This is a genomic window from Pseudomonas sp. YH-1 (assembly GCF_051990045.1).
In the GTDB taxonomy this organism is placed as follows: domain Bacteria; phylum Pseudomonadota; class Gammaproteobacteria; order Pseudomonadales; family Pseudomonadaceae; genus Pseudomonas; species Pseudomonas nicosulfuronedens.
On record NZ_CP178184.1, the window covers coordinates 5,665,143 to 5,680,904 of the forward strand.

At 62.8% G+C, this 15,762-nt stretch carries 14 protein-coding genes; 2 read left to right on the forward strand and 12 right to left on the reverse strand.

Annotated elements, in window-relative coordinates:
• Position 1: 1 nt before the first annotated feature.
• From fliG to ACKI1H_RS25930, 11 genes are all read right to left on the reverse strand, one after another.
• Positions 2-1,018, reverse strand: coding sequence for a flagellar motor switch protein FliG (gene fliG, locus ACKI1H_RS25880; RefSeq protein ID WP_138520520.1), 1,017 nt, complete (start codon positions 1,016-1,018; stop codon positions 2-4).
• Positions 1,011-2,804: a flagellar basal-body MS-ring/collar protein FliF gene (gene fliF, locus ACKI1H_RS25885; protein WP_440466765.1), complete on the reverse strand. Its 1,794-nt coding sequence runs from the start codon at positions 2,802-2,804 to the stop codon at positions 1,011-1,013. Before fliF ends, fliG begins: the two co-directional genes overlap by 8 nt.
• 19 nt (positions 2,805-2,823) lie before the next feature.
• A complete protein-coding gene (gene fliE, locus ACKI1H_RS25890) occupies positions 2,824-3,153 on the reverse strand; it encodes a flagellar hook-basal body complex protein FliE (RefSeq protein WP_138520518.1) in 330 nt (109 codons plus the stop codon).
• 335 nt (positions 3,154-3,488) lie between these two features.
• Positions 3,489-4,904: a sigma-54-dependent response regulator transcription factor FleR gene (gene fleR / locus ACKI1H_RS25895; RefSeq protein WP_138520517.1), complete on the reverse strand. Its 1,416-nt coding sequence runs from the start codon at positions 4,902-4,904 to the stop codon at positions 3,489-3,491.
• Between the two features lie 5 nt (positions 4,905-4,909).
• Positions 4,910-6,136, reverse strand: a complete 1,227-nt coding sequence (locus ACKI1H_RS25900; protein ID WP_440468911.1) for a sensor histidine kinase — start codon at positions 6,134-6,136, stop codon at positions 4,910-4,912.
• Positions 6,137-6,260: 124 nt separating this feature from the next.
• Positions 6,261-7,736 carry a sigma-54 dependent transcriptional regulator gene (locus ACKI1H_RS25905; RefSeq protein WP_138520516.1) on the reverse strand — a complete coding sequence of 492 codons (1,476 nt, stop codon included), beginning with the start codon at positions 7,734-7,736 and terminating at the stop codon, positions 6,261-6,263.
• A 269-nt stretch (positions 7,737-8,005) separates the two neighbouring features.
• On the reverse strand, positions 8,006-8,302 hold the full coding sequence (gene fliT, locus ACKI1H_RS25910; RefSeq protein ID WP_138520515.1) for a flagellar protein FliT: 297 nt from the start codon (positions 8,300-8,302) through the stop codon (positions 8,006-8,008).
• 26 nt (positions 8,303-8,328) lie between these two features.
• A complete protein-coding gene (fliS, locus tag ACKI1H_RS25915) occupies positions 8,329-8,709 on the reverse strand; it encodes a flagellar export chaperone FliS (RefSeq protein ID WP_138520514.1) in 381 nt (126 codons plus the stop codon).
• A 142-nt stretch (positions 8,710-8,851) separates the two neighbouring features.
• Positions 8,852-10,252 (reverse strand): flagellar filament capping protein FliD, encoded by a 1,401-nt coding sequence (gene fliD / locus ACKI1H_RS25920; RefSeq protein WP_138520513.1) that lies wholly within the window; start codon positions 10,250-10,252, stop codon positions 8,852-8,854.
• A 114-nt stretch (positions 10,253-10,366) separates the two neighbouring features.
• Complete coding sequence (locus ACKI1H_RS25925; protein ID WP_138520512.1) at positions 10,367-10,708, reverse strand: flagellar protein FlaG; 342 nt, start codon at positions 10,706-10,708, stop codon at positions 10,367-10,369.
• Between the two features lie 77 nt (positions 10,709-10,785).
• Positions 10,786-11,943, reverse strand: coding sequence for a flagellin N-terminal helical domain-containing protein (locus ACKI1H_RS25930; protein WP_138520511.1), 1,158 nt, complete (start codon positions 11,941-11,943; stop codon positions 10,786-10,788).
• Between the two features lie 207 nt (positions 11,944-12,150).
• On the opposite strand from ACKI1H_RS25930, the gene ACKI1H_RS25935 reads away from it, so the two are divergent.
• Positions 12,151-13,788, forward strand: coding sequence for a hypothetical protein (locus ACKI1H_RS25935; protein ID WP_440466766.1), 1,638 nt, complete (start codon positions 12,151-12,153; stop codon positions 13,786-13,788).
• 32 nt (positions 13,789-13,820) lie between these two features.
• Complete coding sequence (locus ACKI1H_RS25940; protein WP_171049437.1) at positions 13,821-15,122, forward strand: FkbM family methyltransferase; 1,302 nt, start codon at positions 13,821-13,823, stop codon at positions 15,120-15,122.
• Between the two features lie 29 nt (positions 15,123-15,151).
• Here ACKI1H_RS25940 and ACKI1H_RS25945 read toward each other — a convergent pair whose 3' ends face one another.
• Positions 15,152-15,757, reverse strand: coding sequence for a class I SAM-dependent methyltransferase (locus ACKI1H_RS25945; protein ID WP_138520508.1), 606 nt, complete (start codon positions 15,755-15,757; stop codon positions 15,152-15,154).
• Positions 15,758-15,762 lie beyond the last annotated feature (5 nt).

The following is a 15,762-nucleotide window of genomic DNA, read 5'->3' on the forward strand; positions in this document are numbered from 1 at the left end:
CTTAGATCATCTCCTCGCCGCCCTTGCCACCCAGTACGATTTCGCCGGACTCGGCCATGCGCCGGGCAATGGTGAGGATTTCCTTCTGCGCACCTTCCACCTCGCTGACGCGCACCGGGCCCTTGGCCTCGAGGTCGTCGCGCAGCAGTTCGGCGGCACGCTTGGACATATTGCGGAAAATCTTCTCGCGGATCGCCTCGTCCGAGCCCTTGAGGGCCAGCACCAGCACGTCCGAGGAAACCTCGCGCAGCAGCGCCTGGATACCGCGGTCGTCGACGTCGGCGAGGTTGTCGAAGACGAACATCAGGTCTTCGATCTGGCCCGACAGGTCTTCGTCGACTTCGCGAATGGCATCCATCAGCGAGCCTTCGACCGAGCTGTCGAGGTAGTTCATGATGTCCGCCGCGCGCTTCACGCCGCCCATGGTGGTGCGGGTGGAATTGGCGTTGCCGGCGAACTGTTTCTCCAGGATCAGGTTGAGTTCCTTGAGCGCGGAGGGCTGCACGGTGTTCAGCGAGGACACGCGCAGGATGATGTCCAGGCGCACCTTGTGATCGAAGTGGCTGAGCACTTCACCGGCCTGGTCCGGGTCGAGGTAGGCGACCACGATGGCCTGGATCTGCGGGTGCTCGTAGCGGATCACGTCGGCCACGGCGCGCGGCTCCATCCACTTCAGGCTGTCCAGGCCGCTGGTGTTGCCGCCCAGCAGGATGCGGTCGATGAGGTTGTTCGCCTTGTCCTCGCCCAGGGCCTGGGTGAGCATCTTGCGGATGTAGCTGTCGGCGCCCACGCCCAGGCTGGTCTGGTCGCCGACGATCTCGACGAACTCGCCCATCACCTGCTCGACCTGCTCGCGATGCACGTTGCGCATCTGCGCCATGGCCACGCCGACCTTCTGCACTTCCTTCGGGCCCATGTGGCGCAGTACCTGCGCGGCATCGGTCTCACCCAGGGAGAGCAGGAGGATGGCAGCCTTGTCGACCTTGTTCAGTTTGGCGCTCATGCGGGCTTCACTCATCGGAATTGATCCAGTCCTTCACTACCTGGGCAACGCGCCCCGGGTCCTGGGCGACCAGTGTCTTGATCGCATTCAATTGTGCATCGTACCCCTCGGACGGGCTGGGCAGCAGGATGCTGGCCGGGCCACCGAGGCTCACACGGTCTTCGGACAACTCGCCCTCCAGACCGCCCAACTCGCCCAGGCCGCCTTCGCCTGCAGCGCCACCGGCCACCAGAGCCTTGCTCTTGTTGCCCGACAGGTTGTTCAGCACTGGCCGCAGTACACCCAGCACCAGCACCAGGATGAAGACGATGCCCAGCACCTGCTTGACCACGTCCCAGAACCAGGGCTGCGAGTAGAACGGCGGCGACGCAATTTCATCACCCAGCTCCGGAGCGAACGGCGCGTTGATCACGCTGACGCTGTCGCCACGGCTGGCGTCATAGCCTACCGCGTCCTGCACCAGGCGGGTGAAGCGGCCCAGTTCGTCGGCGGTCCAGGGCTGGTGGCTGACTTCGCCGGTCTTCGGATCGGTGATCATGCGGTCATCCAGCACCACCGCGACGGAAAGCCGGCGCAGGCGCCCCTGCTGCTGCTTGGTGTAGCTCACCGAGCGATCCAGCTCGTAGTTGCGGGTGTTCTGCTGGCGCTTGTCGGTCGGGTACGGAGCCAATTCCGGCTTGCCGGTCTTCGGGTCGATGATCGGCTGGCCGTTGGCGTCCTTGAGGGGTTGACCCGGGGCGACGAAATTCGCGCCGGCGTTCTGACCGGTGGTCTGCGGCGAACTGGCCGGCCCCGGCGGCTGGTTCGACAGTGCACCCGGCACACCCTGCGGGCCGTTGCTGTTCTGACGCTCCTCGTTGTTGCTCTGCTCGCTGCGCAGGGCCGGCTGGTCCGGGTTGAACGACTCCGAGGTGGATTCCACCGCGCTGAAGTCGACGTCAGCAGACACCTCGGCTTTGTAGCGCCCGCTGCCCAGTACCGGCGCGAGGATGCTGTGCACGCGCTGGGTGAAGTTGGTTTCCATGCGACGGGTGAAATCGAACTGCTTCCCGGCCATGGTCAGCTCGGAGAGCTCCTGCTGGTCGGACAGCAGGTTGCCTTTCTGGTCGACTACGGTGACCTGGCCCTTGTCCAGCTCCGGCACGCTGGTGGCGACCAGGTTGACGATGGCCAGCACCTGGCTCGGCTCCAGGGTGCGGCCCGGGTACAGCTCGACCAGCACCGAGGCGCTGGGCTTGCGGTCGTCACGGACGAATACCGAGCTTTTCGGGATCGCCAGGTGCACGCGGGCGCCCTTGACGTTGTTCAGGCTGGAGACGGTACGCGCCAGCTCGCCTTCCAGGCCGCGACGGTAGTTGGTCGCTTCCATGAACTGGCTGGTGCCCAGCGCCTGTTCCTTGTCGAGGATCTCGAAGCCGACGTTGCTGTCGGTCGGTGCCAGGCCGGCACCGGCGACTTTCATGCGCGCACGGCCCAGGTCATCGGCCTTCACCAGCAGCGCGCCGGAGTTGGGCTCGATCTTGTAGCCGATGTCGGCAGCGGACAATGCCTCGACCACCTTGTTGGCATCGACGCCGTTCAGGCTGCCGTACAGTGGCTTGTAGTCAGGCTGCTGCGACCACAGGACCATGCCGAAACCGATGGCGATGCTCGCGGCAAGGCCGACCAGCAGGCCAACCTGGCGCAGCACCGGCATGTCCGCGAGGTTCTCGAGGAAAGTCAGGCCGAGCAGCGGCTTTTTCGGCGCGTCGGCGCCGACCTTGGCCGGAACCTGACTGTCAACAACGGAGGCTTGGGACATTACCTACGATCCTCGCCGCTCAAACCGGCATCTGCATGATGTCCTGGTACGCCTGGACAAGCTTGTTGCGTACCTGGGTCATGGCCTGGAAAGAAACACTGGCCTTCTGGGAAGCGATCATCACGTCGGTGAGATCGACGCCCTTCTGCCCCATCTCGAAGGCAGAGGACAGGTCGGAGGCGGCCTGCTGGGTACCGTTCACTTTTTCCACCGCCTGCCCGAGCATCTGCGAGAAGCTTGGCGCCCCCGGCTCAGCCGGTGCGGCCTGCGTCTTCGCCTTGGCCATGGCCTCCATTTGCATGGAGCGCATTTCCAGCAGCAGACGATTGAACTCGATACCCTGACTCATCACTTACCCCTCCGACTGGCCGCGGTTTTTTGACACTGCGCGGCGCTTTGCAGAGGGGATTGCAACTTGGGTGCCAGTTTTTTCAGACGTAGGAAAAATGCGGAGGAAGGCTCTGAATAGGACCTTTCAGGGAAAAGTCGACTCCGCAGATGGCAGCTGTTTCGCCGCCGGGGATAGGACTTACCTGTAGGAGCGAGCTTGCTCGCGAACAACCCCACCGCAATGCCGGTTCGCGAGCAAGCTCGCCCCCACGAAAGCACGCCTTACCCGGCCGGCCGAGCGTCAAGAAAAGGCCCGCACGAATGCGGGCCAAGAGGGGGTTCTTTGCGCGCCGGTCAGCTGGCGTAGAGATAAGCCTCCACATCCATGCCCGCATCGCGCATCTGCGCAAGCTTGTAGCGCAGGGTACGCGGACTGATGCCCAGGCGCTCGGCGGCTTCCTTGCGGCGGCCGCGCTCGCTGCGCAGGGTATCGATGATCATCTGGAACTCGCGGCGCTTGAGGTCTTCCCCCAGTTGGCCGGGTTCGGTGGAAGCCGGCGACGGAATTTCGACGCTGGTCGGAATCGACGGAGCGACGGGCGCCGGGACCGCCGCCAGCACCGGGCGCGGAGCCAGGCCGATGGGCGCGGTCAGGCACAGGTCGGCGGCCTGCACCTGGCCACCCTGCTGCAGGATCAGCGAACGCTGGATGGCGTTGTCCAGTTCACGCACGTTGCCCGGCCAAGGGTGCGCCAGCAAAGCGGCGCGGGCGTCGTCGGCCAGGGTCACCGGCGCATGGTTCATCTTGCGGGCGTACTTGGCCAGCAAGCGCTCCGCCAGCGGCAGAATATCGGCGGGACGCTCGCGCAGCGGGCGCCAGGCCAGCGGGAACACCGACAGGCGATAGTAGAGATCCTCGCGGAAACGCCCGGCAGCCACTTCGCCCAGCAGGTCGCGGTTGGTGGTGGCGAGCACGCGGATATCGAGGCTGATCGGCTTGCGCGCGCCGACGCGCTCCACTTCCCGCTCCTGCAGCACGCGCAGCAGCTTGGCCTGCAGGGCCAGCGGCATCTCGGAGATTTCGTCGAGCAGAATGGTGCCACCGTCGGCCAGTTCGAACTTGCCCGGCTGGGCGGCAATGGCACCGGTGAAAGCGCCCTTCTCGTGGCCGAACAGGGTGGCCTCGAGCATGTTGTCCGGGATCGCCGCACAGTTGATCGCAACGAAGGGCTTGTCGACACGCGGCGACTGCTGGTGGATGTACTGGGCCAGCACTTCCTTGCCGGTACCGGACTCACCAGAAATCAGCACGGTGGAATCGCTGCGCGCGACACGAGCAGCCAGCTCCAGCAATTGCTGGCTGGCCGGTTCCAGGGCTACCGGACCTTCGCCGACGCTGGCGGACACAGCGCCCAGCGCATGGCGGGCCACCAGTTCCAGCAGCGCACGCGGCTCGAACGGCTTGACCAGGTAATCGGCTGCCCCCTGGCGCATGGCATCCACGGCGCGGTCGACGGCGCCGTAGGCAGTCATCAGCAGCACCGGCAGTTGTGGGTAGCGCTTGCGGATCAGGCCGAGCAACTGGTGCCCGTCCATGCCCGGCATGTTCACGTCGCTGATCACCAGGCTGAAGCTGTCCTTCTCCAGCGCCGGCAGTGCAGCCTCGGCGCAATCGACGGCGATGAAGTCATGCCCGCCGAGGGACAGGGTGTCGGAGAGAGCTTCACGAAGGGCGCGGTCGTCTTCGACCAGCAGGACTTTGGCGGCCATGGATATCACTCCTCGTGGACGACGGGTTGAGCCAGGATCAGCGGCAGGATCAGGGTGGCGCAGGTACCGACACCGGGGCGCGAGCGCAGAAGCAGTTCGCCCTGGTGGGCCTTGGCGACGGCTTTCACTACGGCTAGGCCAAGGCCGGTGCCGGTGGTCTTGGTGGTAAAGAAAGGCTCGCCCAGGCGCGCCAGGGTTTCGGCGCTCATGCCCGGGCCGTTGTCGCTGATGGACAGGCGCAGGCTGTTATCGCGCTGGTACAGGTGCACCTTCAGGCGCACATCGCGGCCGGCGGCCTGGATGGCGTTCTCCACCAGGTTGAGCACGGTGCCGACCAGTGTGTCGCGGTTGCACAGCAGCTCGCCAACGCGAGCGTCGCACTGCCAGCGCAGATTCAGGCCGACGACGTGAGATTCGGCGGCGGCGCGCAGGCTGGCGAACAGTTGACTCGGCGCGATGCGATCCGGCAGCGGCAGCTCGCCGCGGGCGAACACCAGCATGTCGCGCACCTGGCTTTCCAGCTCATGCAGGCGCTCCTTGATGCGCCCGGCGAAGCGTTGCTGCTGCTCGACCGGCAACTCGCCCTCGCTGAGGTGGCCCGCATAAAGCATGGCGGCGGACAGCGGGGTGCGAATCTGATGGGCCAGCGAGGCAACCATGCGCCCCAGGGCAGACAGGCGCTCGTGGCGAGCCAGTTGGTCCTGCAGGCGACGGGTTTCCGTCAGGTCATTGAGCAGGATGAGTTGACCGGGTTCGCCGTTCAGCGGGCGGATGGCGATGGACACGCGGCGTCCGTCGCGCAGGGAAACTTCGTGGCCGTCATCGGCACGCGGGGCGAAGCTGCGAGCAATGACTTCACGCCAGAGCATGCCCACCAGCGGCTTGCCCAGTAGCGCGACCGCCACAGGATTGGCGTCGCGCACCACGCCCTGGCCGTCAATCATGATGACGCCGCCGGGCAGCACATCAAGCAGGCTCTGCAGGCGGTTGGCCTGACGCTCCTTCTCCGCCAGCTCCTGCATGCGCTGCGCGCTGACCAGGGCCAGTTCGCCCTTCAGCTCGGTGACGCGGGCTTCCAGGAGGCTGTAGGACTGGTTGAGCTGGCTGGACATCTGGCTGAACAGTTCGAAAGTCTGCTCCAGATGGGCACGGCTCTGCTGCTCCACCGGCACCGGCAGCGGTTCCGCTGGCAGCTGGGAAGCAAGTTCAGTCTGGCGATTGGTGGCGTGCATCATGCGGGTTTCCTCATCCGTCCGACGGCGTGAATCTGTCGGTCGGATGAGTCTTAGCAAACCCCGTGCCTAAAATTTACTCGTTATATTTCAATGGCTTGAAAAAACGAGCAAGTCGAAGGCGTCAATCCTCCGCCATTTCCTCTTCGCGACGACTCATGCCGTACTTGCGCATTTTCTCCACCAGGGTGGTGCGGCGGATGCGCAGGCGTTCGGCGGCACGGGCGACCACGCCACTGGCGTCGTCCAGCGCCTGCTGGATCAGGCCCTGCTCGAGGTTGGCGAGGTAGTCCTTCAGGTCGATGCCCTCGGCCGGCAGCATCGCCGGCGAGTCGAGGCCCGGCAGGCCGGCAGTGATCGCCGCGCGCTCCTCCAGCTCCTCGCGCAGGCTGGTCGCCAGCTGCTCGTCCTCGTCGTCGACATGACGGAATTTCTTCGGCAGCTCGCCCACGCCGATCACGCCATAGGGATGCATGATCGCCAGGCGCTCGACGAGGTTCGCCAGCTCCCGCACGTTGCCCGGCCAGTCGTGGCGGCAGAGCGACATGATGGCGGCGGAGTTGAAGCGGATCGAACCACGCTTCTCGTGCTCCATGCGCGAGATGAGCTCGTTCATCAGCAGCGGGATGTCCTCGACGCGCTCACGCAGCGGGGCCATCTCGATGGGGAAGACGTTGAGGCGGTAGTACAGGTCTTCGCGGAAGCTGCCGTCCTCGATCATTTTCTCGAGGTTCTTGTGGGTCGCAGCGATGATGCGCACGTCCACGTTCTGCGTCTTGTTGCTGCCCACGCGCTCGAAGGTGCGTTCCTGCAACACACGCAGCAGCTTGACCTGCATCGGCAGCGGCATGTCGCCGATTTCGTCGAGGAACAGGGTGCCGCCGTTGGCCAGTTCGAAGCGGCCAGCGCGAGTGGTGATGGCACCGGTGAAGGCACCCTTCTCATGGCCGAACAATTCGCTTTCCAGAAGCTCCGCCGGAATCGCGCCGCAGTTGACCGGCACGAAGGGCGCGTCGCGGCGCTTGGAATGGTAGTGCAGGTTACGTGCGACCACTTCCTTGCCGGTGCCGGATTCGCCGAGGATCAGCACGCTGGCGTCGGTGTCGGCGACCTGCTGCATCATCTGCCGCACGTTCTGGATGGCGCGGCTGGTGCCCACCAGACTGCGGAACAGGTTCGGCTCGCGCTGGCGGCCACGCTCGCGGGCCTGGTCGTACATCTCGCGGTAGACCTGGGCGCGGTGCAGGGAATCGAGCAGCTTGTTGTAACTGGGCGGCATCTCGAGGCTGGCCAGCACGCGGCGGCGCAGTTCCTCAGGCCACTCGTTGGGCACCGGCTCGCCCATCAGCAGCACCGGTAGGTACTCGTCCCAGGCCGCGAGCTGCTTGAGCAGCTCCAGCGCCCCGCCCTTGCTCTCCACCGCGCCGACCAGCACGCAGAGCACGTCGCGGCTGCCGTTGGGCAGCGGGTCGACGATCTGGCGCCAGTCACGGCTGCTGCAGGACAGTTGGTCTTCACCCAGGAAGCTGATGATCACCGAGAGGTCCCGGCAACGGTCCTGGTTGTCATCGATCACGAGGATTTTCGTTTCGCGCCACATCTTAGCTTGTCATCCCGGGCTTGAAGGCCGTACTACGGCGGCTGACACGACCTGGCCACAGCACAATTTCCTCGTGCTAGCCAGCATTTGGCCACTAGTTAAGTCAAAATTGTGGCTCGAGTCAAATTTATGGCGTGTTTTTTTTGGTGCGGCCCGACGAAGGGTGTTGATCCCTGTCATGGCAATTGAAATGGAGCGTAGTTCGAAGCGGAGGCGGCGGCCACCGGCACTTTGCCGATCACCGCCGAAAGAGAGCCAATCCGGATGGATCAGCCGAACATCTGGTAAACCTTGGCGCCCTGGTGCGAACGGTTGACGCGGACGATCTCGGTGGCCACTTCCTCGCGCTGCCGGGTGACCGCCTGAACCAGATCGCGGTACAGCACCAGCAGACCCTCGAGGCTGCGCTTGAGGTCGCTGTCATCGTCCATCGGCTCGACCATCGCGGCATCGACGTGCTCGCGACACTGGAGGTCAAGCTGTGCGACGGCTTCCCAGTCGCCCTGGGCCAGCGCCGCACCAAGAGCAAGGCGGGTCTGTTCGATCTGCTGGACGGCGAGCGTCATGTTCGGTATCTCCTGGCGAGCTGCGATCAATGCGGAATCGCGTCCCAGCCTTCCTTGATGGTACGCAGCAGGCCCGACACCTCGTCGAGGACTTCCAGGTCGTTGCTGCGGTTGGCGTCGCCCAGGCGACGGCTCATGTAGTCGTACAGGTTGGCATAGTTTTCGGCCAGCTCACCACCGGCTTCGAAATTCAGCGCTTCGCGCAGACCGGCGATAATCCCGGTGGCCTTGCCGATCAGCATGCCCTTCTGGGCGAACTGCTCGCGCTCCATGGAGCCGCGGGCCTGAGCGATGCGGCTGAGGCCGCCCTCCATCAGCATCTGGATCAGGCGATGGGGAGACGCGTCGTGCACTTGCGACTGGTTGTTCACGTTCTGGTATTGGCGCAGCGCTGCCGAAGCGTTCATCTCTTTCCCCTTGATTCGCTGAACGATCAAATCGTTGATATTCAAAGTATCGGCGAGGATGGGAAAAGCTTTAGGCAAAAATCTGCACGGGCGTACTGCCGTGCAACGGCGCCGCAGAGCGGCGCAGCGCGCGGCTCAGGGATCAGCTGTCGGAGCTGCTGGTCTTGTTCAATGCGTTCAGCGTGGTCAGCACGCTGGACTTGGTGGCATTGAGCTGGGCGACCAGGGTGTCCATGGCGGTGTACTTGGCCATGAGCGTCTCGGTCAGCTTGGTCATGCGGTTATCCAGCTTGGTGGACTGGTCGGCCAGGTCGCTCAGGGTGTCGTTCAGTGCGGCCTTCCGCTGATCGAGCAGGCCATTGGACTTGGTGTAGACGTCCATGCTGCTGCTCATACGATTGAGCAGGCCGCCGTCACCGGTGAAGAACCCCTGCACCGAAGCAAAGTTTTTCTCCAGCGCCTTGTCGAGCTTGGTGTCATCGACTTCCAGGGTACCGTCAGTCTTGGTAGAGATACCCAGTTGGGACAGCAGCTTGATGCTGCCACCATCAGCCGACGACCCGACCAGTTGGGTGCGCAAGGTGTTGAGCAGGTTGCGAGTCATCGAGTCACTGGCCAGCGAGGCGGCCGTGGTGGTCGGGTTACCGCTGGAGTCGGTGGTATTGGTGACCTTGGTCAGCGAGTTAACGCTGGTGATCAACGCGTTGTACGCCGAGACGAAGGACTGGATGGAAGTCTTCAGGCCGTCGGTGTTGGTGTCCACAGTGACGGTCGACTTGCCCGTGGCCACCAGGTTGAGCTCCACGCCGCTGATGGCACTGGAGATCTTGTTCACCGAACTGCTCATTTCCAGGCCGTCGATGGTGTACTTGGCATTCGCTGCGGGAGCACTGACATAGCCGCCGGCGGTGGCCGAGGCCTTGGTGCCGGCGCCGTCGATCTTGAGCACATCGAGGCTCGAATCGCCGCTGGTGGATACGCTGATATCGCTGCCTGCACCGGTGACACTGGAACCCAAGACCAGACGCGGGCCGCTGGCATCAGTGATGATGTTGGCGGTGAGGCCCTGGTCCTTGAGCTGGGTGTTGATGCTGTCGCGGATGTCGGACAGGCTCGCCCCCGCCTTGACGGTGACATTGTAGGTGCTGCTGCCCTGAGTGATGGTCAGCTTGCCGGCGCCGAAGGTGGCCGACTTGTCGATGTACTGGGTAGCGACCTTGGAGCTGGTGGCCAGGCTTTCCACATCGATGGCATAGGTACCGGCAGCAGCGCCGGTGCCCAGGGTGGCGGTCAGCGCATCAGTGTTCGACGACTTCACCGCCAGGCCGGCGAAGGAGTTGGCGTCGTTGAGCTTGCCCATGGCCGTCTGGAACGTATCCAGGGCACTCTGCAGCGAGCCGATACCGGACAGCGTGGTATTGGTCGCGGTCTTCTGGGTGGCGATCTGGTTCGATTTCGGCGCTTTTTGCGCATTCACCAAAGCAGTCACGATGGAGTCGATGTCGTATCCCGACCCTACGCCATTGATTGAAGTCCCGGCCATTTGCCTACCCTCCTGTCCAAATTTCTGGCGGTATTCTGATTGCCGCCTGCGTCTTGTGACGCTTCATTCAAGAATCGCGCCAGAGCTCTCTAACTCTCTGACTCTCAACCGAGATCAGGCGCGTTCACTGAACAGCAGATTACCCGCTTCCTTCAGGCTTTCTGCCAACTTGAGCGCAACTTCCGAAGGAATCTGCCGTATGACCTCGCCAGTATCGGAGGCCACGACCTTCACGACGGTTTCGCCGCTGGCGTCGTCCACCGAGAACTCGAGGTTGCGCTGTACCGACTGGGCCTGCTCACGCAACTTGCTGACGGCTTCGTTCAGACTGCGCGTCTTGTTGCTGGCCGACGATTCCTTGGCGCTTTGCGGCAAGCTGTTGCCGCTGGCCGGCTTGCTGCCTGCGGCGGCATTGTCGGCCGGGCGCGGGCTGTTGATTCCGAGGCTGGTATCCATCAGGTATTACCCTCCACACGCAAAGCAAGGAAGGGCGCTGGGCGCCCTTCCTTCCGTTTATTGCCTTTCGGCGTCCCTTACTGGAGCAGCTTCAGGACAGCGGAGGGCAACTGGTTGGCCTGGGCCAGTACCGCGGTGGCGGCCTGTTGCAGGGTCTGCTGCTTGGTCATCTCCGCGGTTTCAGCGGCGAAGTCCACGTCCTGGATGGTGCTGCGTGCAGCGGTGGCGTTCTCGGACACGTTCTGCAGGTTCGAGATGGTGCTGTCCAGACGGTTCTGGATGGCACCCAGCGCGGAACGCTGAGTGTCGATCTGCTTCAGGGCGGCGTCGATCACCTGGGTGGCCGACTGGGCGCCTTTGGCACTGGTGATGTCCAGTTGCTGTACGGTGAACGCAGAGCTGGTGGCGGTAGCGGCCGAGCCCGCACCGGCACTCACCAGACCGGCACTGGCAACCACACCGGCGTTGAAGTCGGAGCTGGAGGTCAGGGTGATGACCGGGGTAGCACCGGCGCTGGCTGCACTGTTGACCGCAGCGACGCCGCTGACGTTGGTGTTGATCGCGCCAACGATGTCGTTGACCGTAGCGCCCTTCTCGTAGGACACGGCAGTGCCGTTGATGGCGATGGTGCCGGCGGTGGAAGCCAGGCCAGCGCTGTCGAAGGTGATACCGGTCAGGTTGGCCGAGGCCAGCTGCGAGGAGCCTTTCAGAGCGGTGGCGCTCATGTCGCTCAGGGTGAAGCTGACGGTTTCGTTGGCGTTGGCGCCGACCTGGAAGGTCAGGGTGCCGTTGGTGCCGGCGCTGCCGTCGAGCAGTTTGATACCGGAGGTGCCGCCACCGAAGGTGGTGGTCTTGGAGATACGGGTCAGTTCAGCGGTCAGCGACTTGAATTCCTGGTTCAGGGAAGTCTGGTCTTCGCTGCTGTTGGAGCCGTTGGCGGACTGCAGGGACAGTTCACGCATACGCTGCAGGATGTTAGTGGACTCCTGCAGGGCGCCTTCGGCGGCCTGGGCGATGGAGTTGGCATCCTGGGCGTTCTTGACGGCCACGTTCAGGCCGTTGACCTGGCTGGTCAGACGGTTGGAGATCTGCGAGCCGGCGGCGTCGTCCTTGGCGCTGTTGATACGCAGGCCGGTGGACAGACGGGTCATCGAAGTATTCAGGTTGTTGGCGGCCTTGGTCAGGTTCTTTTGAACCGACAGCGAGGCGATGTTGGTGTTGACGGTAAGAGCCATGACGAATTCCTCGTATTAGGGCTGAGTGGCCTCCCTGCCGCGATTTGTTTCGAAATGGCGTGGAGAACCTTCGTTAGGGTTATCGTCCCAAGTCGGAAGGGCTTTAATTTTTTTTCGAAGATTTTTCAGGAACACCTTTTCTTCCTGCTGGCCCCAATCTTGCTGTACCCACGCAAAGCGCCAAACTGCCGCCACATGGAACCGCTCATGTCTGAACTAAACGATCGAGCTGAAATACAACGCATCGCCCATGCCCTCCAGCAAGCAGAACTTGCCGATGACATGCTTGGCCAGGTGCAATTGTACGAACGCCTGGCAGCCATCACGCCTCAGGTAGCTCTGATTCATGCCAAGCTCGGCCACCTCCACTTGCGCCTGAAACAACCGCAGGCCGCCCGCGCCCATATAGAAAAGGCACTCTCGATGCCAGGCGATGACAAGGTGGACGCTGAAATTTTCGATCGCATGGCTGAGGCAACCGAGTTCAGCGATCAGCTTGCGCAGGCGCGCACCTGGTACCAGCAGCGGCCGAACCTCTGGCGCTTCAAGCTGTACATCAATGCGCTGCAATCCGCACAGCAGAATGAGGAAGCCGAGAAGCTACTGCTGGAGACTCTGCAAGGCAAACTCGATGCCAGCCAGCAAACCTGGATTCTCTGCGCGCTGTCCAAGCTCTACTTCGACACTGGCCGTTACCATGACTGCATTGCCTGCTGCCAGCTAGGCCTGGAAGCTTCACCGGACGACGTACGCCTGCACTTCAACATGGCCACAGCGCTGGAGCAGGTAGCGCGATATGAAGACGCCTTCCGGCACTACCAGGTCGTCCTGGACAAGGATCCTCAGCACGTGGGCACCCACAATAATCTCGGCCTGCTGATGCTGCGCCTGAAGGAGTTCGAGGCAGGCTGGCCACATTACGAGTGGCGCTGGCCCGCCAGCCAGCAGAACCAGCAGCAGGTATTCAACATTCCCCAGTGGCAAGGCGAGCCGCTGCAAGGTAAGTCGCTACTGGTGTGGGCTGAGCAAGGCATCGGGGACCACATCATGTTCGCCAGCATGCTGCCCAGCCTTCTGGCGCTGGGTGGCAGGATCTGTTTCGAGAGCTACGCAAGACTCGACCCCATCCTCAATCGCAGTTTCCCGCAGGTCGAGTTCATCCGCCGCGAGCAGTCCGGCACGGTGAACGACGGGGTGCAGATGCTGTATCGGCAGAACTGGCCGCGCTGCGACTTCCATATCCCGATGGGCAGCCTGGGCCGCTGGCTTCGCCCGGACCTGCCTTCCTTCGCGAGCCCGTCAGGCTATCTGAAGGCCGATCAGGCCGGTGCTCAAGCCAAGCGTGAAGAGTACAGCAAGCTTTTCCCTGGCAAACGCCTAATCGGCCTCTCCTGGCGTGGCGGCACCAACGTGTCCAACGACATGCAGAGCCGCCGCATCACGATGTCCGAACTGGCCCGTCTATCCAGTCTGCCGGGCGTGCAGTTCATCAACCTGCAGTATGGCGACACTCTGCTGGAACGCTACGAGGCACAGATCCTGGGCCTCAATATCCACCACGATCCAAGCGTGGATCCGCTGACCAGCATGGACGCTCAGGCCAATCAGCTGGCTGCACTGGACACAGTGCTGAGCATCGACAACACGACTGTACATCTGGCCGGCGCCTTGGGCATCCCGACCTATGTACTGCTTCAACTTAACCCCAACTGGCGTTGGGCTCTGAATGACAGCCAGAGCTATTGGTACCCATCGGTCCATCTCGTGCGCAACCTGGAGATCGGCAGGTGGGGCAACGTTCTGGACAAGGCCGTCACCGCGATGCGCGACAACGGCCATCTCTGATCTGACTGCAGGACAAAAACATGAAGTGTTGTGTGATCATCCCCGTAGGCCCAGGCCATCAGGACATCGTGAGCCGCGCGAAGGACTCGGTCGCCCGAGCGGTCGCCCATGGCCAAGGTGCCTTCAACGAAATCCAGGTACTGGAGATGGATGACAGCCAAGGGCTACTCGGCCGCTCGCATGTTCGCAACCTGGCGGTCAAGGAAGCCGGGAATCGCGGTATCGACTGGCTGTTCTTCCTCGACGCCGACGATGTGATGTGCCCCAGCGCCTTTGTTGATGTCGCCAGTCTGCTGCCGACCCATGACGCCATTTGGGGAGCCATTTTCGTCGCCGATCTGAAGGCGGGCCAGGTATCGCGGCGCGAGAACCAGATCAGTCCGATCGATAGCCTGGAGCAGGTGCTGCTGAACGATCCCTACCTGACCCTGCAGATGGGTCACTTCGTTCGCCAGGGCGTGGCTGAAGCGAATGCCTTCAATACGGAACTCGATACCGGCGAAGACTTCGACTACTACCTGCGCCTCTGGAAAGACCAGCGCTGCGTCAAGATCGATACCCCCCTGTTCCTCAACATCCGCGGGCAGCATTCGACCGGCCCACGTGCAGCCAGCGGCAACGACTGGCGTGAGGCGATCAATCAAGTGTTCGCAGACTTTTGCCGGAACAACGATGTGGTTGCGTCGATCCCTCTCAGAGAAGGCAGTCTCTCTCTGCGCCTGAGCAATACGCTGGACCCGATCCAGACCCTACTGGCTGGCGAGCGTCTGCATGACGGGGAGGAGCTGATCGAGGTGCTCCGCCGGCTACCACAGGATGCCCAACTGATCGACGTGGGCGCTCACCTGGGTAGCCATTCGCTGTTCCTTGCGCTCGCCGCCAATGCAGCCTCACTCGATAGCTATGAGGTGAACCCGGAACTGGCTCAATACCTGGAGTACAACCTGCGCCTGAACGAGCTTGACCCGGAACGCTATCGAGCTCACCAGATCATTGTCGGCGCGGGTCCGAACAATCCGGATAAAGCGGAAAGCCTGTTTGGCCGCATGGATCTGAAGGATTACAGCCAGGCGCAAGGTTCTGCGCTGGACAGCCTGCACCCCGAGACTGGCTGCCACCTGCTGCGAATCGATCGCCCCGGCCTGGAGATCGGCATCCTTCGTGGCGCCAGGGATCTGATAGAGAGGAACCGCCCACTGATCCTGGTGCGCGCCACTAATGACAACAAGGACAGACTCGTTTCCTGGAGCGTGGAAAACGGCTATCAGGTAGCACGAGCATTCGAGTATACGCTCAGCACTAACTACCTGCTGGCGCCGAACAAAGGGGCCTGATCCCGACCGTCGGGGAGCCCCTCACGGGGTCATCCCTTGCGGCGGTATACGTGAACAGTCAGGCGCACATCGCGCCCGACATTGAAGGCCGGAGTGTCATAACGGGCATACACGGCCTTGCCGTATCGCTCCAGTTCGAAGCCCTGACGCAACATGGCCCCCACATAGGCCTCTGGATCACGATTGAAGATCGGCGGATTGCCATCTCGTCGCCAGCGCTCATCCATCACCTCCCCAATCACCACTCGGTCCACTGCTGCACAGATCGGCGCCAGGAAGCGTCCCAGTTCCTCGTCGGGAATATGGCAAGCCACGGTGTAGATCAAGGCGGTCCCCGCCTTCGGCAATTCCGCTCCGGGCTCGATACATTCGAAGCGATAGCCGGGATGGTTTTCACGCGCCGTGCTGACCGCCGAAACGTTGACATCCACTCCCAAATAGCTCTGTGCAGGGAATGCTTTGCACAGACGGCCATATCCACACCCGACTTCGAGCACACCATCAGTGGCATCGATCATCTGACTGAGCATCAACCGGACATCGAAGCCCTCTGGAAACTCGCCGCCAACATCTGGAATGACATGCCTGAGGCCTTCAGCGTTCCAGAACGCCGCTAGTTCTTCGAGGGTTGCCATGCTAC

Bases quoted from the DNA above. Each gene is read 5' to 3' on its own strand.
- fliD (WP_138520513.1), bottom strand. From the start codon at position 10,252: ATGGCCGGGACTTCAATCAATGGCGTAGGGTCGGGATACGACATCGAC.
- ACKI1H_RS25945 (WP_138520508.1), bottom strand. From the start codon at position 15,757: ATGGCAACCCTCGAAGAACTAGCGGCGTTCTGGAACGCTGAAGGCCTC.
- fliG (WP_138520520.1), bottom strand. From the start codon at position 1,018: ATGAGTGAAGCCCGCATGAGCGCCAAACTGAACAAGGTCGACAAGGCT.
- fliT (WP_138520515.1), bottom strand. From the start codon at position 8,302: ATGACGCTCGCCGTCCAGCAGATCGAACAGACCCGCCTTGCTCTTGGT.
- ACKI1H_RS25935 (WP_440466766.1), top strand. From the start codon at position 12,151: ATGTCTGAACTAAACGATCGAGCTGAAATACAACGCATCGCCCATGCC.
- fliS (WP_138520514.1), bottom strand. From the start codon at position 8,709: ATGAACGCTTCGGCAGCGCTGCGCCAATACCAGAACGTGAACAACCAG.
- fleR (WP_138520517.1), bottom strand. From the start codon at position 4,904: ATGGCCGCCAAAGTCCTGCTGGTCGAAGACGACCGCGCCCTTCGTGAA.
- ACKI1H_RS25900 (WP_440468911.1), bottom strand. From the start codon at position 6,136: ATGCACGCCACCAATCGCCAGACTGAACTTGCTTCCCAGCTGCCAGCG.
- fliE (WP_138520518.1), bottom strand. From the start codon at position 3,153: ATGAGTCAGGGTATCGAGTTCAATCGTCTGCTGCTGGAAATGCGCTCC.
- ACKI1H_RS25905 (WP_138520516.1), bottom strand. From the start codon at position 7,736: ATGTGGCGCGAAACGAAAATCCTCGTGATCGATGACAACCAGGACCGT.
- ACKI1H_RS25925 (WP_138520512.1), bottom strand. From the start codon at position 10,708: ATGGATACCAGCCTCGGAATCAACAGCCCGCGCCCGGCCGACAATGCC.
- fliF (WP_440466765.1), bottom strand. From the start codon at position 2,804: ATGTCCCAAGCCTCCGTTGTTGACAGTCAGGTTCCGGCCAAGGTCGGC.
- ACKI1H_RS25930 (WP_138520511.1), bottom strand. From the start codon at position 11,943: ATGGCTCTTACCGTCAACACCAACATCGCCTCGCTGTCGGTTCAAAAG.